The organism is Pseudonocardia phyllosphaerae, from assembly GCF_046546475.1.
GTDB classification, from domain to species: Bacteria; Actinomycetota; Actinomycetes; order Mycobacteriales; family Pseudonocardiaceae; genus Pseudonocardia; species Pseudonocardia phyllosphaerae.
In genome coordinates this window covers 837,137-852,535 of the sequence record NZ_JBKGXS010000001.1, presented here as the reverse complement: position 1 = coordinate 852,535, position 15,399 = coordinate 837,137, and the positions used below count along the sequence as shown (strand labels likewise).

The 15,399-nt window shown below is 74.1% G+C and carries 20 protein-coding genes; 11 read left to right on the top strand and 9 right to left on the bottom strand.

The features are described from left to right. Positions 1–145: 145 nt before the first annotated feature. Both purE and ACLE50_RS04065 read right to left on the bottom strand, forming a co-directional pair. Positions 146–661, bottom strand: a complete 516-nt coding sequence (gene purE, locus ACLE50_RS04070) for a 5-(carboxyamino)imidazole ribonucleotide mutase (protein ID WP_410941973.1) — start codon at positions 659–661, stop codon at positions 146–148. After that, complete coding sequence (locus ACLE50_RS04065; RefSeq protein ID WP_410942264.1) at positions 662–1,858, bottom strand: 5-(carboxyamino)imidazole ribonucleotide synthase; 1,197 nt, start codon at positions 1,856–1,858, stop codon at positions 662–664. A 64-nt stretch (positions 1,859–1,922) separates the two neighbouring features. Here ACLE50_RS04065 and ACLE50_RS04060 point away from each other — a divergent pair, with 64 nt between their 5' ends. Then, positions 1,923–2,414 carry a GtrA family protein gene (locus tag ACLE50_RS04060; protein ID WP_410941972.1) on the top strand — a complete coding sequence of 164 codons (492 nt, stop codon included), beginning with the start codon at positions 1,923–1,925 and terminating at the stop codon, positions 2,412–2,414. Between the two features lie 49 nt (positions 2,415–2,463). Here the strand turns inward: ACLE50_RS04060 and ACLE50_RS04055 are convergent, their stop codons facing one another. Both ACLE50_RS04055 and ACLE50_RS04050 read right to left on the bottom strand, forming a co-directional pair. Further along, entirely contained in the window at positions 2,464–3,738 is a 1,275-nt protein-coding gene (locus ACLE50_RS04055) for an ATP-binding protein (protein ID WP_410941971.1), read from the bottom strand. Between the two features lie 9 nt (positions 3,739–3,747). Continuing rightward, positions 3,748–4,404, bottom strand: coding sequence for a response regulator transcription factor (locus tag ACLE50_RS04050; RefSeq protein WP_410941970.1), 657 nt, complete (start codon positions 4,402–4,404; stop codon positions 3,748–3,750). Positions 4,405–4,469: 65 nt separating this feature from the next. On the opposite strand from ACLE50_RS04050, the gene hisN reads away from it, so the two are divergent. After that, positions 4,470–5,285: a histidinol-phosphatase gene (gene hisN / locus ACLE50_RS04045; protein WP_410941969.1), complete on the top strand. Its 816-nt coding sequence runs from the start codon at positions 4,470–4,472 to the stop codon at positions 5,283–5,285. Positions 5,286–5,301: 16 nt separating this feature from the next. On the opposite strand, the gene ACLE50_RS04040 is transcribed toward hisN, so the two are convergent. Genes ACLE50_RS04040 through ACLE50_RS04030 form a run of 3 tightly spaced genes read right to left on the bottom strand, consistent with a single transcriptional unit; the run spans position 5,302 to position 7,784 of the window. Then, on the bottom strand, positions 5,302–6,246 hold the full coding sequence (locus ACLE50_RS04040; RefSeq protein WP_410941968.1) for a hydroxymethylglutaryl-CoA lyase: 945 nt from the start codon (positions 6,244–6,246) through the stop codon (positions 5,302–5,304). Further along, positions 6,243–6,875, bottom strand: coding sequence for a PH domain-containing protein (locus tag ACLE50_RS04035; RefSeq protein WP_410941967.1), 633 nt, complete (start codon positions 6,873–6,875; stop codon positions 6,243–6,245). Before ACLE50_RS04035 ends, ACLE50_RS04040 begins: the two co-directional genes overlap by 4 nt. Positions 6,876–6,929: 54 nt before the next feature. Beyond that, the gene (locus tag ACLE50_RS04030; protein WP_410941966.1) at positions 6,930–7,784 is read right to left on the bottom strand and encodes a biotin--[acetyl-CoA-carboxylase] ligase; all 855 of its coding nucleotides are present in this window, start codon (positions 7,782–7,784) and stop codon (positions 6,930–6,932) included. Positions 7,785–7,934: 150 nt separating this feature from the next. On the opposite strand from ACLE50_RS04030, the gene ACLE50_RS04025 reads away from it, so the two are divergent. From ACLE50_RS04025 to ACLE50_RS04000, 6 genes are all read left to right on the top strand, one after another. Beyond that, a complete protein-coding gene (locus ACLE50_RS04025) occupies positions 7,935–9,575 on the top strand; it encodes an acyl-CoA carboxylase subunit beta (RefSeq protein WP_410941965.1) in 1,641 nt (546 codons plus the stop codon). Further along, positions 9,575–9,820, top strand: coding sequence for an acyl-CoA carboxylase epsilon subunit (locus ACLE50_RS04020; protein ID WP_410941964.1), 246 nt, complete (start codon positions 9,575–9,577; stop codon positions 9,818–9,820). Before ACLE50_RS04025 ends, ACLE50_RS04020 begins: the two co-directional genes overlap by 1 nt. A gap of 161 nt (positions 9,821–9,981) precedes the next feature. After that, on the top strand, positions 9,982–10,470 hold the full coding sequence (locus tag ACLE50_RS04015) for a hypothetical protein (RefSeq protein WP_410941963.1): 489 nt from the start codon (positions 9,982–9,984) through the stop codon (positions 10,468–10,470). Between the two features lie 95 nt (positions 10,471–10,565). Beyond that, positions 10,566–10,718, top strand: coding sequence for a hypothetical protein (locus tag ACLE50_RS04010; protein ID WP_410941962.1), 153 nt, complete (start codon positions 10,566–10,568; stop codon positions 10,716–10,718). Then, positions 10,715–11,932 carry a sensor histidine kinase gene (locus tag ACLE50_RS04005; protein ID WP_410941961.1) on the top strand — a complete coding sequence of 406 codons (1,218 nt, stop codon included), beginning with the start codon at positions 10,715–10,717 and terminating at the stop codon, positions 11,930–11,932. The genes ACLE50_RS04010 and ACLE50_RS04005 overlap by 4 nt, the downstream gene beginning before the upstream one ends. Continuing rightward, positions 11,929–12,579, top strand: coding sequence for a response regulator (locus ACLE50_RS04000; protein WP_410941960.1), 651 nt, complete (start codon positions 11,929–11,931; stop codon positions 12,577–12,579). Before ACLE50_RS04005 ends, ACLE50_RS04000 begins: the two co-directional genes overlap by 4 nt. Positions 12,580–12,630: 51 nt before the next feature. Here the strand turns inward: ACLE50_RS04000 and ACLE50_RS03995 are convergent, their stop codons facing one another. Both ACLE50_RS03995 and ACLE50_RS03990 read right to left on the bottom strand, forming a co-directional pair. Continuing rightward, on the bottom strand, positions 12,631–13,023 hold the full coding sequence (locus ACLE50_RS03995) for a type II toxin-antitoxin system VapC family toxin (RefSeq protein WP_410941959.1): 393 nt from the start codon (positions 13,021–13,023) through the stop codon (positions 12,631–12,633). Beyond that, on the bottom strand, positions 13,020–13,250 hold the full coding sequence (locus ACLE50_RS03990; protein ID WP_410941958.1) for a FitA-like ribbon-helix-helix domain-containing protein: 231 nt from the start codon (positions 13,248–13,250) through the stop codon (positions 13,020–13,022). The genes ACLE50_RS03995 and ACLE50_RS03990 overlap by 4 nt, the downstream gene beginning before the upstream one ends. Before the next feature lie 70 nt (positions 13,251–13,320). On the opposite strand from ACLE50_RS03990, the gene ACLE50_RS03985 reads away from it, so the two are divergent. The 3 genes from ACLE50_RS03985 to ACLE50_RS03975 are packed head-to-tail and all read left to right on the top strand — an operon-like array spanning position 13,321 to position 15,314. Then, entirely contained in the window at positions 13,321–13,938 is a 618-nt protein-coding gene (locus tag ACLE50_RS03985) for a Maf family protein (protein WP_410941957.1), read from the top strand. Between the two features lie 24 nt (positions 13,939–13,962). After that, entirely contained in the window at positions 13,963–14,853 is an 891-nt protein-coding gene (locus tag ACLE50_RS03980) for a sulfurtransferase (RefSeq protein ID WP_410941956.1), read from the top strand. After that, positions 14,850–15,314, top strand: coding sequence for a SufE family protein (locus ACLE50_RS03975; protein WP_410941955.1), 465 nt, complete (start codon positions 14,850–14,852; stop codon positions 15,312–15,314). Before ACLE50_RS03980 ends, ACLE50_RS03975 begins: the two co-directional genes overlap by 4 nt. Positions 15,315–15,399: the final 85 nt, after the last annotated feature.

Sequence of the window (15,399 nt, the reverse complement as noted above, 5' to 3'; positions counted from 1 at the left end):
CTTCCACGACCGTCTCGAACGTGGTGCTAGCGGACAGCCACCTCACGTGTCCTGCTGTAGCTCATCTGCTGGACCACCTCCTCTCCCGTGTACGGCCACCGTACGCACGGGTGTCGCGCGCACGCCACGGGAATTCCGGGAGGCGTCAGCCCTCGCCGCGGGCGGTGGCCCGCAGGTTCGCGTCCTTGTCCAGCACCGAGCGCTCCAGGTCGGCCTGGTACTCGACCATCGCCGAGCGCAGCGCCGGGTCGCCGGCCCCGAGGATCCGCACGGCGAGCAGGCCCGCGTTGCGCGCGTTGCCGACGGCGACGGTCGCGACCGGCACCCCGGCCGGCATCTGCACGATCGAGAGCAGCGAGTCCAGCCCGTCGAGGTACTTCAGCGGGACGGGCACGCCGATCACCGGCAGCGGCGTCGCGGCGGCGACCATGCCGGGCAGGTGCGCGGCGCCGCCGGCCCCGGCGATGATCGCCTGCAGGCCGCGGTCGGCGGCCGATGCGGCGTAGTCGAGCATCCGCTGCGGGGTGCGGTGCGCCGAGTAGACGCCCACCTCCCAGTTGATCCCGAACTCGTCGAGCGCGGCGCCGGCGGCGCTCATCGTGGGCCAGTCGGAGTCGCTGCCCATGACGACCCCCACGCGGGGGCCGGGTGCGGCCGTCATCTAGGAATCCTCCCGGGGATCGCCGTGGTGGGCCGACCAGCCGTCGGCCCAGGTCGCGGTGGCCAGCCAGCCTGCGGCCAGCTCGGCGCGTTCGCGGACGGCGTCGGCGGTGTCGGCGGCGTCGCCGAGCACCGTCACGTGCCCGATCTTGCGGGCCGGGCGGCCGTCCTTGGCGTAGAGATGCACCTTCGCGTCCGGGTAGCGGGCGAAGCAGTGGTGCAGGCGCTCGTCCATCGACATCGCCGGTTCCTCGGCGGCGCCGAGCACGTTGGCCATCACCGCGACCGGCGCGACCGGGGCGGTGGAGCCGAGCGGGTAGTCCAGCACGGCCCGTAGGTGCTGCTCGAACTGCGAGGTCGTGGAGCCCTCGATCGTCCAGTGCCCGGAGTTGTGCGGGCGCATCGCCAGCTCGTTGACCACCACCCGGCCGGGCTCGGTCTCGAACAGCTCGACGGTCATCAGCCCGACGACGCCGAGCTCCTCGCCGATCCGCAGCGCCAGCTCCTGGATCCGCGCCGCGTCGGCCGACGACAAGCCGGGCGCGGGCGCGGTGACCCGCGCGCACTGGCCGTCGACCTGCACGGTCTCGACGACCGGCCACGCCGCGGCCTGCCCGAACGGGGAGCGGGCGATGCTCGCGGCCAGCTCGCGGGTCATCGGGACCGCGGACTCGGCCATCAGCGGGGTGCCGTCGTCGAGCAGCCCGCGGACCAGCTCCGGGTCGGGCTCGCGCAGGAACCAGACGCCGCGGCCGTCGTAGCCGCCGCGGGTGGCCTTGAGCACCACCGGCCAGCCGTGCGCGTCGCCGAACGTGGCGACGTCGGCCGGGGCGGTGACCTCGGCGAAGTCGGGCACCGGCAGGCCCATGGCGCTCAGCCGGCGTCGCATGACGAGCTTGTCCTGGGCGTGCACGAGCGCCTCGGGCGGCGGCCGCAGCGGGATCCCGGCCTCGGCGAGCGGGACGAGCACCTCCTGCGGGACGCCCTCGTGGTCGAAGGTCACCGCCGAGCAGCCGGTCGCGAGCTCGCGCAGCGCCGCGCCGTCGTCGGGGTCGCCGAGCACCACGTCCGGGGTCACCAGCGCCGCCGGGTCGGTCTCCTCCGACGCCAGCACGCGCAGCGTCTGCCCGAGCGCGACGGCCGCCTGTGCCGTCATGCGCGCGAGCTGCCCTCCGCCGACCATGCCGACCGTGGGCATCCCGTTGCCTGCTGCGTCCACCCTGTCCACGATTCAGGGAGCCTAATCTGGCACTCTGACGGTCGTGTCGGTGGTCGAGATCGCGCTCGCCAGGATCCCGCAGCCGTACCGCGACACGGCGATCCGGCACCGCGAGCTCATCAAGTTCCTGATGGTCGGCGCGACCACGTGGGTGATCGACACCGTCGTGTTCCTGCTGCTCAAGGCCACCGTGCTCGGCGAGAAGCCGGTGACGGCGAAGGTGATCGCCGTGCTGGTCGCGACGATCGTGTCCTACGTGCTCAACCGCGAGTGGTCCTTCCGGACCCGCGGCGGGCGGGAGCGCCACCACGAGGCGGCGCTGTTCTTCCTGATCTCCGGGATCGGTGTCGCGGTGTATGCGGCGCCGCTGGCGCTGTCCCGCTACGCCGTCGGGCTGGAGATCCCGGCGGTGTCGCTGCTGACCCAGGAGGTCGCCGACTTCGTGTCCGGGCAGATCCTCGGGACGCTGGCGGGCATGGCGTTCCGCTGGTGGGCGTTCCGCCGCTACGTGTTCCCGGAGTCCGACGCCCGCTGAGCGGGCCCATCAACACAGCCCGCTGAGCGGGCCCATCAACACAGCCTGCTCAGCGCGGACCGGAGCTGGACGCCGGTGGGGCGGCCGCGGCGACGTCATCGGGCCGGGCGGGCGGCAGGTACATCCGGAACACCGGCGGCCGGGCCCGGTAGAGCTCCAGCCGGCCGCCGTCGGCCTCGATCAGGGTGCGCGCCAGGGCCAGCCCCAGCCCCGTCGACGACTGGGCGGAGACCCCGCGGTCGAACACGTGGCGCACCAGGTCCTCCGGCACCCCCGGCCCGGTGTCGGACACCTCGACCAGCAGGGCGTTGTCCCCGGTCCGGGCCGTGACGGTCACCGTGCCCTCGCCGTGCTGCAGCGCGTTGTCGACGAGTGCGCCGATCGCCTCCCGCAGCCGGGCGCCGGTGACCCGGGCGAGCATCCCGTCGGGCACCCGCAGCCGCAGAGACCGCCCCGCCGCCTGCAGCGGCTCGCGCCACTCCCGGGCGGCCTCCTCGACGGCCTCGGCCAGGTCGACCGGCTCCGCACCCGCGGCCCGGGCGGCACGGGCGGACTCCAGCAGGTCGTCGAGGACACCGGTGAGGCGCTCGGTCTGCTCCAGCGCGGCGACGGCCTCGCGGCGGGCGTCCGGGTCGGGGTGGGTGGAGAGCTCGTCGAGGCGCAGCTGCAGGGCGGTGATCCGGCTGCGGAGCTGGTGGGACACGTCGCCGACCAGGGACCGTTCGCGCTGCAGGAGCTGGGCCAGCGCCGTCGCCGACGAGTCGAGCACCTCGGAGACCCGGTCCAGCTCGGCGATGTCGTAGCGGCCCGGCGCGGTGCGGAAGTCACCGGCGCCGAGCCGCGCGGCGCGGGCGGCGAGATCACGCAGCGGGTCCGACAGCCGCCGCGCGGTGTAGATCGCGACGCCCGTACCGACGGTCACCGAGAACCCCACGAGCAGCACGACGACGGCGACCACCCGGGTCTGCTGCTCACGCATGATCTCCCGCGGCTGGGACAGCGTGATCGTCCCGCCGCCGCCCAGCGGGAGGTACTCGGTGACCGGGTCGGCGACCTCGGCGGCGCCGTACGCGCGGGGCCCGGTGCGCGGGTCGTCGATCACCAGGCGGCTGTTGGCCGGGATGCCCAGCTCGATCGAGCGCGGGTCGACGGGGCGGCCCTCCGGGCCGTCGAGGCGGCTGTCGAGCTGTTCGAGGCGCTGGGTCAGCTCGGCGCGGGTGAAGTCCTCGACCAGCTGCCAGGTCGCCAGCGCCAGCGGGCCGCCCAGGAACAGCGCCGTCACCGCGACGGTGAGCAGCGTGGAGAGCAGGATCCGGCGGCGCATCGCAGCAGGTCAGTCGGTGTTGAACCGGAAGCCGACGCCGCGGACGGTGGCGATCCGCTTCTCGCCGCCGATCTTGCGGCGCAGCCAGGACATGTGCATGTCCAGCGTCTTCGACGACTTCATGTCGGCGTCGCCCCACACCGAGTGCAGGATCTCGTCGCGGGTCACGACCTGCCCGGCGTGGGTCATCAGGACCCGCAGCAGCTCGAACTCCTTGTTGGCCAGGGTGACCTCGTCGCCGTCGAGCAGGACGCGGCGGCCGGAGAGCTCCATCCGCAGCCCGTCGACCTCGACGACGTCCTGGGTGCGGCGGCGCAGCAGCGCCCGCACCCGGGCGAGCAGCTCGGCGAGCCGGAACGGCTTGGAGACGTAGTCGTCGGCACCGGCGTCGAGACCGACGACGAAGTCCACCTCGTCGGTGCGCGCGGTGAGCATCAGCACGGGCAGGTCGGACTGGCCGGCACGGATGCGGCGGCAGACCTCCAGGCCGTCCATCCCGGGCAGGCCCAGGTCGAGGACGAGCAGGTCGGCCGGGGACGTGCCGACGCGGTCGAGCACGGCGGCGCCGTCGGCCACGACCTCGACGTCGTAGCCCTCCCGCTGCAGGGCGCGGGAGAGCGGCTCGGCGATCGCCGCATCGTCCTCGGCCAGCACCACGGTGGTCATCTCACCCAGCATAGGGCTCCGGCCCCCGGGGGCTGTTTCGGTGCGAACTGGCATGCTCGCCGAACGTGAGTGCCGAGCAGAACGTGCCCGCCGACCCGAGTGATCTGGATCTCGCCCTGCGACTGGCGGATCTCGCCGACGCGATCACCCTCCCCCGTTTCCGCGCGGCGGACCTGCGCGTCACGCGCAAACCGGACCGCACCCCGGTCACCGACGCCGACACCGCCGCCGAGGACGCCATCCGCGCCGCACTGGGCCACGAGCGCCCCGGCGACGCGATCCTCGGCGAGGAGCGCGGCGGCGCGGTCGAGGCGTCCGGGCGCGGCTGGGTGATCGACCCGATCGACGGCACCAAGAACTTCTCCCGCGGCGTCCCGGTGTGGGCGACGCTGATCGCGCTGGTCGTCGACGGGACCCCGGTCGTCGGTGTGGTCAGCGCCCCGGCGATGCACCGCCGCTGGTGGGGCTCGGCCGGTGCCGGGTCGTGGGCGCGCGAGCTGCCGTCGGGCACGCCGCACCGGATCGCGGTGTCCGGGGTCTCCGACGTCGCCGACGCCTACGTGTCCACCACGAACGCCGACACGTTCCGCGCCGAGCCCGGCCCGGTGCCCCGCGACGGCTGGACCGCGCTCACCGAGGCGTGCTGGGAGTCCCGGGCGTTCGGCGACTTCTGGCAGCACGTGCTCGTGGCCGAGGGGGTGCTCGACGTGGCCGTCGAGCCGGCCGCGAACCCGTGGGACCTGGCCGCGCCCGCGGTCGTCGTCGCCGAGGCGGGCGGGCGGCTGACCGACCTGACCGGGGCCGACACGTTCTCCGGCGGCAACGGCCTGACCAGCAACGGAGCCCTGCACGAGCCGGTGCTGCAGGTACTGCGCGGCTGAGCGGGCGCGGAGCGCGCTACCCCTCGACCAGTGCCGTGACCACCCGCGACGGCGACGGCCTGCCCAGCTGCGACGCCATCCAGACGCTGGTGTCGACGAGCGCGCGCAGGTCGGTGCCGTGGGCGATGCCGAGGCCGTCGAGCATCCACACCAGGTCCTCGGTGGCGAGGTTCCCGGTGGCCGAACCGGCGTAGGGGCAGCCGCCGAGCCCGCCGGCGCTGGCGTCGATCGTCGTCACCCCGCGGCGCAGCGCCGCGAGGGTGTTCGACAGGGCCTGGCCGTAGGTGTCGTGGAAGTGCACCGCGATCCGGTCGACGCCGACGCCGCGTCCGGCGCACGCGTCGAGCACCGCCCCGACGTGCGCGGGCGTCGCGACGCCGATCGTGTCGCCGAGGGAGAGCTGGTCGCAGCCCATCTCCATCAGCCGGGCCCCGACCGCGGCGGCCTGCGCCGGGTCGACGCCGCCCTCCCACGGGTCGCCGAAGACCATCGACACGTAGGCACGTACCCGCAGCCCCTCCCGCACGGCGCGGGTGACGGTCGGCTCGAACATGGCGAACTGCTCGTCGAGGGTGCGGTTGAGGTTGCGCTTCGCGAAGGTCTCGGTGGCCGAGGCGAACACCGCGACGTGGTCGCAGCCGGCCTCGATCGCCCGGTCCAGGCCGCGCTCGTTCGGGGTGAGGACGGGGTAGTCGAGGCCGTCGCGGCGGTGCAGGACCGACAGCAGCTCGGCGGCGTCGGCGAGCTGGGGCACCCACTTCGGGTGCACGAAGCTGGTGGCCTCCAGGGTGGTGAGGCCCGCGTCGGCGAGGCGGTCGAGGAACTCGGCCTTGACCGCGACCGGGACGACCCCGGACTCGTTCTGCAGCCCGTCGCGGGGCCCCACCTCGTAGATCTCCACCCGCTCGGGCAGGTCCGGGTCCCGTACGACGGCGGGCAGCTTCGCTCCGGCCAGGCTCACGACGACGTCCTCTCCGGCGCGGCCCGCGCCGCGCCCCATCCGGACAGTCTCACCCCACCGGCGCCGGTCCGGGTAGCCGCTCGGGTGCGGACCACACGGTCCGCGTGGGCGCGCCGGGTGGCGTGCACGCGCTCCAGGTGGGCCGAGCGGGCGCGGTCGGCGCAGTGCCCGATCTCGCGGTGCAGCCGGGCCTGCGCGTGCTCGACGCGCGGCACGTCGGTGAAGGTGTAGCGGCCGTCGGCGGCGTCGACGTGCAGCGTCCCGGCCCGCGAGCCCCGCCGGGTCGCCACCCGCACGGCGTCGATCCGGTCGAGCGGGACCTGCACCGACCGCACCGCGACGACGCCGTCGCGGGCCAGCAGCCTGCTGCTCGTCACCACCAGCCGGGTGCAGCGCCACCGCGCGATCGGTGCGACGACCCACCTGGCGGCGGCGAGCGCGGCCAGGATCGCGATCAGCGCCCAGGCCCACGGCGCCCACGTCTGCAGCCGGACGACCGAGGCCGCGAACCCGGCCGGGACCGCGATCAGCGGCAGCGTCGCCGCAGGTCGCAGGCACACCCGCCAGTGCGGCCCGGTGTAGAGCGCCACCCGCTCCCGCTCGTCGAGCAGGGCGTCGGGAAAGGCCATGGGCTCACGGTAGGACCCCGCGCGCCGGCCGCCGGGGCGACGCGCGCGACGGGCTCAGCGCTGGTGGTCGGGGTTGTCCGCGGGCCTCAGGTGCACGACGTCGCCCGCGGCGACCGCGACCCGCTCGCCGCCCTCGGGGAGCACGAGCAGCCGCCCGGACGGGTCGACGTCCTCGGCCATCCCGATCAGGTGGTCCCCGGCGGGCCGCTCCACCCGGACCTGGGAGCCGAGGGTCGCGCAGCGGGCGCGGTAGGCGGTGCGCAGCCCGCACGCGTCGGCGTCGCCGGACGCGTCGCGCCACTGCGCCTCACGCTGGTACAGGTGCGCGAGCAGGGTCGCGGCCAGCTCCTGGCGGGACGCGGCGAACCCGTGCGCGGCCAGCGACGTCGCCCCCCACGGCAGGTCGGTGCCGTGCGTGGAGACGTTGAGCCCGATCCCGAGCACGACGCCCGGCCCGCCGCCGGACACCGCGGTCATCTCGGCCAGGATCCCGGCCGCCTTGCCCCGCGACGGCCCGACGAGCAGGTCGTTCGGCCACTTCAGCGCGGCCGGGACCTCCGCAGCGAGCTCGGAGATCGCGTCGACCAGGGCGACCCCGGCGAGCATCGGCAGCCAGCCGAGCCGGTCGGCGGGCACGCCCTCGGGACGCCACAGCACCGACAGCGTCAGCGCGGCACCGGGCCGCGAGGTCCAGGTCCGGTCCAGCCTGCCCCGGCCGCGCACCTGCTCCTCGGCGATCAGCACCGAACGGTCCTCGGCTCCCTTGGCCGCGGAGGCGAGCAGGTCGGCGTTGGTGGACCCGGTGGACGGGACGACGTCGAGGGCGGACCAGCCCCCGGCGGGCCGCAGCACGGCGTTGCGCAGCGCGTACGCGTCCAACGGGGTGGCGGGATCGGTACCGGGGCTCATCACCGCGCACCGTATCCCGGGCGATCCGGACACACTCCGTGTGGACCTCTCCTCGACGCACGGCAACCGTTCGTCCGCCGGAACCACCGGGGGCACTGCGGCGGACGTCACCCCCGACCCTTCCCTACTCGCGAGTTAGGCTCCGGTTCCATGAGCGCCGCAACGGAGCCGATGGCGTCCCCGGACGACGGAAGCACAGAGCCCGACATCCACACCACGGCCGGTAAGCTCGCCGACCTCTACCAGCGTTTCGACGACGCGGTGCACGCCGGATCGGCGAGCGCGGTCGAGAAGCAGCACGCCAAGGGCAGGCAGACCGCCCGGGAGCGGATCGACCAGCTGCTCGACCCCGGCTCGTTCGTCGAGCTCGACGCGCTGACCCGGCACCGGTCGACGAACTTCGGCATGGAGGCCAAGCGGCCCTTCGGCGACGGCGTCGTGACCGGCACCGGCACGATCGACGGCCGCCCGGTCGCGGTGTTCTCCCAGGACGCGACGGTGTTCGGCGGCGCGCTCGGCGAGGTCTACGGCGAGAAGATCGTCAAGGTCATGGACGTGGCCGCGAAGATCGGCTGCCCGGTCGTCGGGATCAACGACGGCGGTGGCGCCCGCATCCAGGAGGGCGTGGTCGCGCTCGGCCTCTACGGCGAGATCTTCACCCGCAACGTGCAGAGCTCCGGCGTGATCCCACAGATCTCGCTGATCATGGGGCCGTGCGCGGGCGGTGCGGTGTACTCCCCCGCGATCACCGACTTCACCGTGATGGTCGACGAGACCAGCCACATGTTCATCACCGGCCCGGACGTCATCAAGACCGTCACCGGTGAGGACGTCGACATGGAGGAGCTCGGCGGCGGCCGGGCGCACAACTCGAAGTCCGGTGTGGCGCACTACCTGGCCGGCGACGAGTCCGACGCGCTCGACTACGTCAAGCAGCTGCTGAGCTTCCTGCCGTCGAACAACCTGTCCGAGCCGCCGTCGTTCCCCGCCTCCGAGCCCGTCGAGGGCTCGATCACCGACGGCCTCATCGACTCCGACCTCGAGCTCGACACCCTGATCCCGGACTCGCCGAACACCCCGTACGACATCCGCGAGGTCATCAACCGGGTCGTCGACGACGAGGACTTCCTCGAGGTCCAGGAGCTGTGGGCACCGAACATGGTGATCGGCTACGCCCGGGTGGAGGGCAACAGCGTCGGCATCGTCGCCAACCAGCCGACCCAGTTCGCCGGCTGCCTGGACATCGACGCCTCGGAGAAGGCGGCCCGCTTCGTGCGGACCTGCGACGCGTTCAACATCCCGGTGCTGACCTTCGTCGACGTCCCGGGCTTCCTGCCCGGCACCGACCAGGAGTGGAACGGCATCATCCGCCGCGGCGCGAAGCTGATCTACGCCTACGCCGAGGCCACCGTCCCCAAGGTCACCGTCATCACCCGCAAGGCCTACGGCGGCGCCTACGACGTCATGGGCTCCAAGCACCTCGGCGCGGACGTCAACATCGCCTGGCCGACCGCCCAGATCGCGGTCACCGGCGCGCAGGGTGCGGTGTCGATCCTGTACCGCAAGGAGCTCAAGGACCTCTCCGGCGACGAGCTGGAGCAGCGCCGCGCGGAGCTGCAGCAGGACTACGAGGACACCCTCTGCAACCCCTACATCGCCGCCGACCGGGGCTACATCGACGCGGTCGTGCCGCCGTCGCACACCCGCGGCTACGTCGGGCGGGCGCTGCGGATGCTGTCCACCAAGCGGGAGCAGGGCCCGACCCGCAAGCACGGGAACATCCCGCTCTGATGGGGGCCGACGAGAACCCGGACGCCGGCCCGGAGGAGCGCCGTGCGCTGTTCCGGGTGGTGCGGGGCACCCCGGACGACCACGAGCTGGCCGCGCTGACCGCTGTCGTCGCGGCAGCCGCGAGCGCGGGCGGGCCGCCGGAGCCGGTGCGTGCACCGGATCTCTGGTCGAGCCCGGCGGCGCAGCTCCGCGCCCCGCTGCTCGCGGGGCCGGGCGCCTGGCGGGCGTCCGGACTGCCGCGCTGACCTGCGCCGAGCAGCACCGGCATCCCTGACCGGCCGCCGACCGGCTGGTGCCCGCCCTCTGATGGACGGGGCCTCCACCTTCGGTGCGAGGCCCCGTTTCCAACTCCGTTCGACCCCGGGACCGACGCGCCGCCCGGTCCCGGTGGGCGATCGTCGTCGGCATGGATGCCACGCAGCTCGCCATCACCGTCGCGGTCGTCGGACTCGTCCTCTACAAGCAGTTCTCCGGGCGGTTCGTCGCCGCCCGGGACGACGTCCTGCCGCTGGTCGTCATCGCACTCGGGGTCGTCACGCTGGCGACCACCCCGGTCACCGTCACCGCCGCCGGGATCGCCCTGGTCGCCGTCGAGGTCGTCCTCGCCGGTGCGCTGGGCGTGCTGCGCGGCCGCGCCTTCGTCCTGGAGAACCGGGACGGCTACCTCTACCGCCGCGGCTCGGTCGCGCTGGCCGTCGCCTGGGCGCTGACGATCGCGGTGCGGGTCGGCGCGAGCCTGGTCGCCGGGGGCCTCGGGGCCGCCGCGCTGGTCGGGGCGTCGTCGGCGCTGGTGTTCGGGGCCAGCCTGGCGGTGCAGGCCGCCGTGCTGCACCACCGCGCCGCCGCCACCGGGGTGCCGATCCGCCCGAAGCGGGCCTCCCGGACCGGCGCGTGACCCGCCGCGTCCACCCACGGGTGGAGGCCCTGTTTCCATCCGTGTTCGACCCGGGGACCGACGCGGTACGGGGCCGCCCGGGTGATCGTCGAGGTATGGACCCCACGCAGCTCTCCGGCACCGTCGCGATCGTCGGAACCGGCGGCGCGGCGGTCGGCCGGGGGACCGCCGGGACGGTTCCGGCCACGGTGCCGGGGGCATCGCGGGACACCGCCCCGGGCCGCAACTGTGCCAGGGTGGCCGGGTGAGCAGGCCGGCGGGCGGGGACGAGCAGTGGGAGGACCGCTCGACGTTCCTCGGGATGCCGCGCCGCGTCATCGCGCTGCTCTGGCTGCCGGTCATCGTCGTGATGATCGTCGCAATCCCGAACCAGCGGGTCAGCCCGTCGTGGATGTACCTCGGGCTCGTGCCCGCGGGCCTCGCCTGGGTCGTGTTCTCGATGCTGCCGCAGCTCACGGTCCGCCGGGCACTGGCGATCGTGGTCACGCTCGCCGCCGGCGGTGAGCTCCTGCTGGCCGGCTCGAGCGGCTGGACGGCCGCGGCGGCGTTCCCGATGCTGGCCGCGTTCATCGCCGGGATGCGGCTGCCGACCCGGTTCGCGGTGCTCGCCGCCGCCCCGGTCGCCGTCGCGACGCTGATCGTCGTCGGGCCGTACGACAGCCTGGGCGACCCGCTCGTCGTCGCCGGGGTGCACGCGGTGATGGTGCTCTTCGGGATGGCCCGGCGGGACAGCGCACGGCGGGTCGAGGAGCGTGAGCAGACGCTGGTCGCCGACGCCAGGGCCCGCGAGGAGCACGCCCGCGCCGAGGCCATCGCCGACCGCGCCCGGGTGGCCCGCGACGTGCACGACGTGCTCGCCCACTCGCTGTCCGCGCTCGCCGTGCAGCTGCAGGGTGCCCGGCTGATGGCCCAGCGCGACGGCGCCGCCCCGGACACCGTCGCCCAGCTCGAGCGGGCCCAGCAGCTCGCCTCCGACGGCATCACCGAGGCCCGCCGCGCCGTCCGCGCGCTGCGCGAGGGCCCCGCGCCGGTCGACGTCACCGCGGAGCTGCGGGAGCTGGTCGACGCGCATCCCGGCGCCGTTCTCGACGCCGCCACGGACCTGGAGGTCGGTGCCCGCGAGGGCGAGACCGTCCTGCGCACCGCGCAGGAGGCACTGACCAACGCCCGCAAGCACGCCCCCGGTGCACCGGTCACCGTCCGGCTGCACCGCACCGGGGACGGGGCCGGCGTGGAGCTGGAGGTGCTCGACCGGGCGATCACCCCGGCCGCGCCCGGCGACGGCCAGGGATCCGGCCTCGTCGGGATGGCCGAGCGGGCCGCGCTGGTCGGCGCCGAGCTGGAGGCCGGCCCGACCGCCGACGGCTGGCGCGTGCACCTGCGGCTCCCCGCGCCGGAGACGCCGTCGGCCACGGAGCCCGGCGGGGGCGCGGCGGAGGCGTGCGAGAGGATCGGTTCGTGAAGGACCTGCGGGTGGTGCTGGCCGACGACCAGCGCATCGTCCGGGACGGACTGGCGACCGTGCTCGGCCTGCTCGACGGCGTCGAGGTCGTCGGGACGGCCTCCGGCGGCGACGAGGCGGTCGGCCTGGTCGCGTCGGTGGCCCCGGACGTGCTGCTCACCGACCTGCGGATGCCCGCGGGCGACGGCGTCTCCGCCACCAGGCGGGTGCGCACCGAGCACCCCGGTACCGCGGTCGTCGTGCTCACCACCTACGTCGACGACGACGCCGTGGTCGACGCGATCGCCGCAGGCGCGTCCGGCTGGCTGTCCAAGGACGCCGACGCCGAGGCCATCGGCCGGGCGTTGCGCTCCGCCGCCGACGGTGTCTCCACGATCGACGCCTCGGTGCTCGCGAAGATCGTCGAACGGCGCGGCGCGGACGCCCCGCGGGCCGCCGCCGAGCCGCCGGACGGGCTCACCCCGCGCGAGGTGGAGGTGCTCGCGCTGATCGCGGAGGGGCTGTCCAACGTCGAGATCGCGCACCGGCTCGTCGTCGGCGAGGCGACGGTCAAGACGCACGTGAACCATCTGTTCGCCAAGACCGGGCTGCGCGACCGGGCCCAGGCCGTCGGCTACGCCTACCGGCACGGCCTCGCGGGTCGCTGAGGCATCAGGCGGGCGCAGGACGGCGGGAGCCCGGCCCGAACGCGGCTCCGGTCACACCACTTCGACTGCGCAGGTCAGGCCGGGTGCGTTGGCCATCCGGACATCCGCGGTCAGCAGCGGGACACCGAGCCGCGTGGCGAGCGCGACGTAGAGGGCGTCGTAGAAGGACAGGTTGTGCCGGAGCGACCAGGCGGCGTCGCCGATCGCTCCTTCATGTGGGTATCGCTGCTCGACGAGCAGACGGGCGCCGAGCAGCGCCGCCGCTGCCTCGTCCGGTTTCACGGTTCCGGCCAGCTCGTGTCGGCGGAGCACCGACCCCGTCTCGGCGTCGATCAGGTGCGGCGCATGAGTGGTCGAGTCCTGTAGCCGGGCACGGATTCCCGGTTCGTCACCGAGCAACGCCAGGATCACGGTAGACGCGTCGACCACGACATCGTCGGTCACCGGCGCAGCTCGTCCAGGGCCTCGATCACCGACTCCCTGGTCACGACAGCGGCGCCGGAACGGGTCGCGTCCACAGCGGCGAACACCTCACCCGGCGTGGGCCGCGCCGCGGTCTCGATGACGACCTCTCGCATGTAGGACTGGATCGACCGGCCGGCAGCGCGGGCTCGGCGCCGGATGACCTCGTACACGTCCTCGGGGATTTCGCGGATCTGAATCGTCGCCACAGCGCTATTCTAGCGCTACTGCGCTCCTCGTTCACCGAACCGGCTGCGCTGGGGCTTGTAGGGTCGCGGCGTGCGTCCGGTCCTCGCTTCCGCCTCCCCCGCCCGGCTCGGTGTACTGCGCACCGCAGGCCTCGACCCCGTCGTCGAGGTCTCCGACGTCGACGAGGACGCGCTGCTCGACGCGCACCCCGACGCCGGCCCGGCCGAGAAGGTGACCCTGCTGGCTGCGGCGAAGGCCGGTGCCGTGGCCGACCGGATCGGCACCGGGCACCCGGAGGCCGTGGTGCTCGGCTGCGACTCGATGCTGCTGGTCGACGACGAGCTCGTCGGCAAGCCGCACGACCCGGACACCGCGCGGCGGCGCTGGAAGGCGATGGCCGGGCGCAGCGGGGACCTGCTGACCGGGCACGCGGTGCTGCGGCTCGCCGGTGGCGAGGTCGTCGCCCGCGCCGAGGCGTCCGCGGCCACCGTCGTCCGGTTCGCCGACCCCTCCCCCGAGGAGCTGGAGGCCTACCTGGGCAGCGGCGAGCCGCTGGAGGTCGCGGGCGCGTTCACCCTGGACGGGCTGGGCGGCTGGTTCGTCGAGGGCATCGACGGCGACCCGTCGAACGTGATCGGGATCAGCCTGCCGCTGGTCCGCCGGCTGCTGGCCGAGGTCGGGGTGCGGGTCACCGACCTGTGGACCTGAGCGCGGGCTACTACGCTCGCGCGCATGGCTGTCGCGAACGACTCCGACCCGAAGCTCGCCGAGTACGCCCACCCCGAGCGGCTGGTCACCACCGAGTGGCTGGCCGAGCACCTGAAGGACCCGGGGCTGGTCGTCGTGGAGTCCGACGAGGACGTCCTGCTCTACGACACCGGCCACATCCCCGGCGCGGTGAAGGTCGACTGGCACACCGAGCTGAACGACCCGGTCACCCGCGACTACGTCGACGGGAAGCGCTTCGCCGAGATCATGTCCGAGCGGGGCATCGGCCGGGACACCACGATCGTCGTCTACGGCGACAAGAACAACTGGTGGGCCGCCTACGCGCTGTGGGTGTTCTCCCTGTTCGGCCACCCCGACGTGCGGCTGCTCGACGGCGGCCGCGCCAAGTGGATCGCCGAGGGCCGGGAGGTCGTCACCGACACCCCGGCGCCGGAGCAGGCCGACTACCCGGTCGTCGAGCGGGACGACGCGGACATCCGCGCGTTCAAGGACGACGTGCTCGCCCACCTGGGCAAGCCGCTGGTCGACGTCCGGTCCCCGCAGGAGTACACCGGCGAGAAGCTCCACATGCCCGACTACCCGCAGGAGGGCGCGGTCCGCGGCGGGCACATCCCGGGCGCCGCGAGCGTGCCGTGGGCCCGGGCCGCGGCCGAGGACGGCTCGTTCAAGTCCCGCGCCGACCTGGAGGCCATCTACCAGGACGAGCAGGGCCTGAACCCGTCCGACGAGGTCGTCGCCTACTGCCGGATCGGCGAGCGCTCCAGCCACACCTGGTTCGTGCTGACCCACCTGCTGGGCTTCGGCAACGTCCGGAACTACGACGGCTCCTGGACCGAGTGGGGCAACGCCGTCCGCGTGCCGATCGTGCAGGGCGAGGAGCGCGGGTCCGCGTGAGCAGCACCGATCCCGGCACGCTGCCCCCGGAGCTGGCCGAGCTGGTCGACGACTTCGCCGACGTCGGCCCGAAGGACCGGCTCCAGCTGCTGCTGGAGCTGTCCCGGGAGCTCCCCGACCTGCCCGAGCGCTACGCCGACGCCGCGGACACCATGGAACAGGTCCACGAGTGCCAGTCGCCGCTGTTCCTGGCCGTGGAGGTCGAGGGCAGCCGTGATCAGGACGCCGGGGACCGGCCCGTGCACCTGTTCTTCTCCGCGCCGCCGGAGGCCCCGACGACCCGCGGGTTCGCGTCGATCATGCACACCGGGCTGGACGGCCAGCCGGCCGCGACCGTGCTCGACGTACCCGACGACTTCTACACCGACCTCGGCCTCGCCGAGGCCGTGAGCCCGCTGCGGCTGCGCGGCATCGCCGCCATGCTCGCGCGGATCAAGAACCAGGTACGCGCGGCGCTCTGACCTGCCCGCACGGTCCCGGGGCGCCCGTCGCAGCGCCCCGGGACTTCGCGACACCCAAGCTCAAGTCTCCCTCAAAACCGTCGGC

Coding starts and splice junctions, on each gene's coding strand:
- ACLE50_RS04020 (WP_410941964.1), top strand. CDS start 9,575: ATGGGGGCCGACGAGAACCCGGACGCCGGCCCGGAGGAGCGCCGTGCG.
- ACLE50_RS04025 (WP_410941965.1), top strand. CDS start 7,935: ATGAGCGCCGCAACGGAGCCGATGGCGTCCCCGGACGACGGAAGCACA.
- purE (WP_410941973.1), bottom strand. CDS start 661: ATGACGGCCGCACCCGGCCCCCGCGTGGGGGTCGTCATGGGCAGCGAC.
- ACLE50_RS04030 (WP_410941966.1), bottom strand. CDS start 7,784: ATGAGCCCCGGTACCGATCCCGCCACCCCGTTGGACGCGTACGCGCTG.
- ACLE50_RS04050 (WP_410941970.1), bottom strand. CDS start 4,404: ATGACCACCGTGGTGCTGGCCGAGGACGATGCGGCGATCGCCGAGCCG.
- ACLE50_RS04035 (WP_410941967.1), bottom strand. CDS start 6,875: ATGGCCTTTCCCGACGCCCTGCTCGACGAGCGGGAGCGGGTGGCGCTC.
- ACLE50_RS04065 (WP_410942264.1), bottom strand. CDS start 1,858: ATGCCCACGGTCGGCATGGTCGGCGGAGGGCAGCTCGCGCGCATGACG.
- ACLE50_RS04015 (WP_410941963.1), top strand. CDS start 9,982: ATGGATGCCACGCAGCTCGCCATCACCGTCGCGGTCGTCGGACTCGTC.
- ACLE50_RS03980 (WP_410941956.1), top strand. CDS start 13,963: ATGGCTGTCGCGAACGACTCCGACCCGAAGCTCGCCGAGTACGCCCAC.
- ACLE50_RS04055 (WP_410941971.1), bottom strand. CDS start 3,738: ATGCGCCGCCGGATCCTGCTCTCCACGCTGCTCACCGTCGCGGTGACG.
- ACLE50_RS04010 (WP_410941962.1), top strand. CDS start 10,566: ATGGACCCCACGCAGCTCTCCGGCACCGTCGCGATCGTCGGAACCGGC.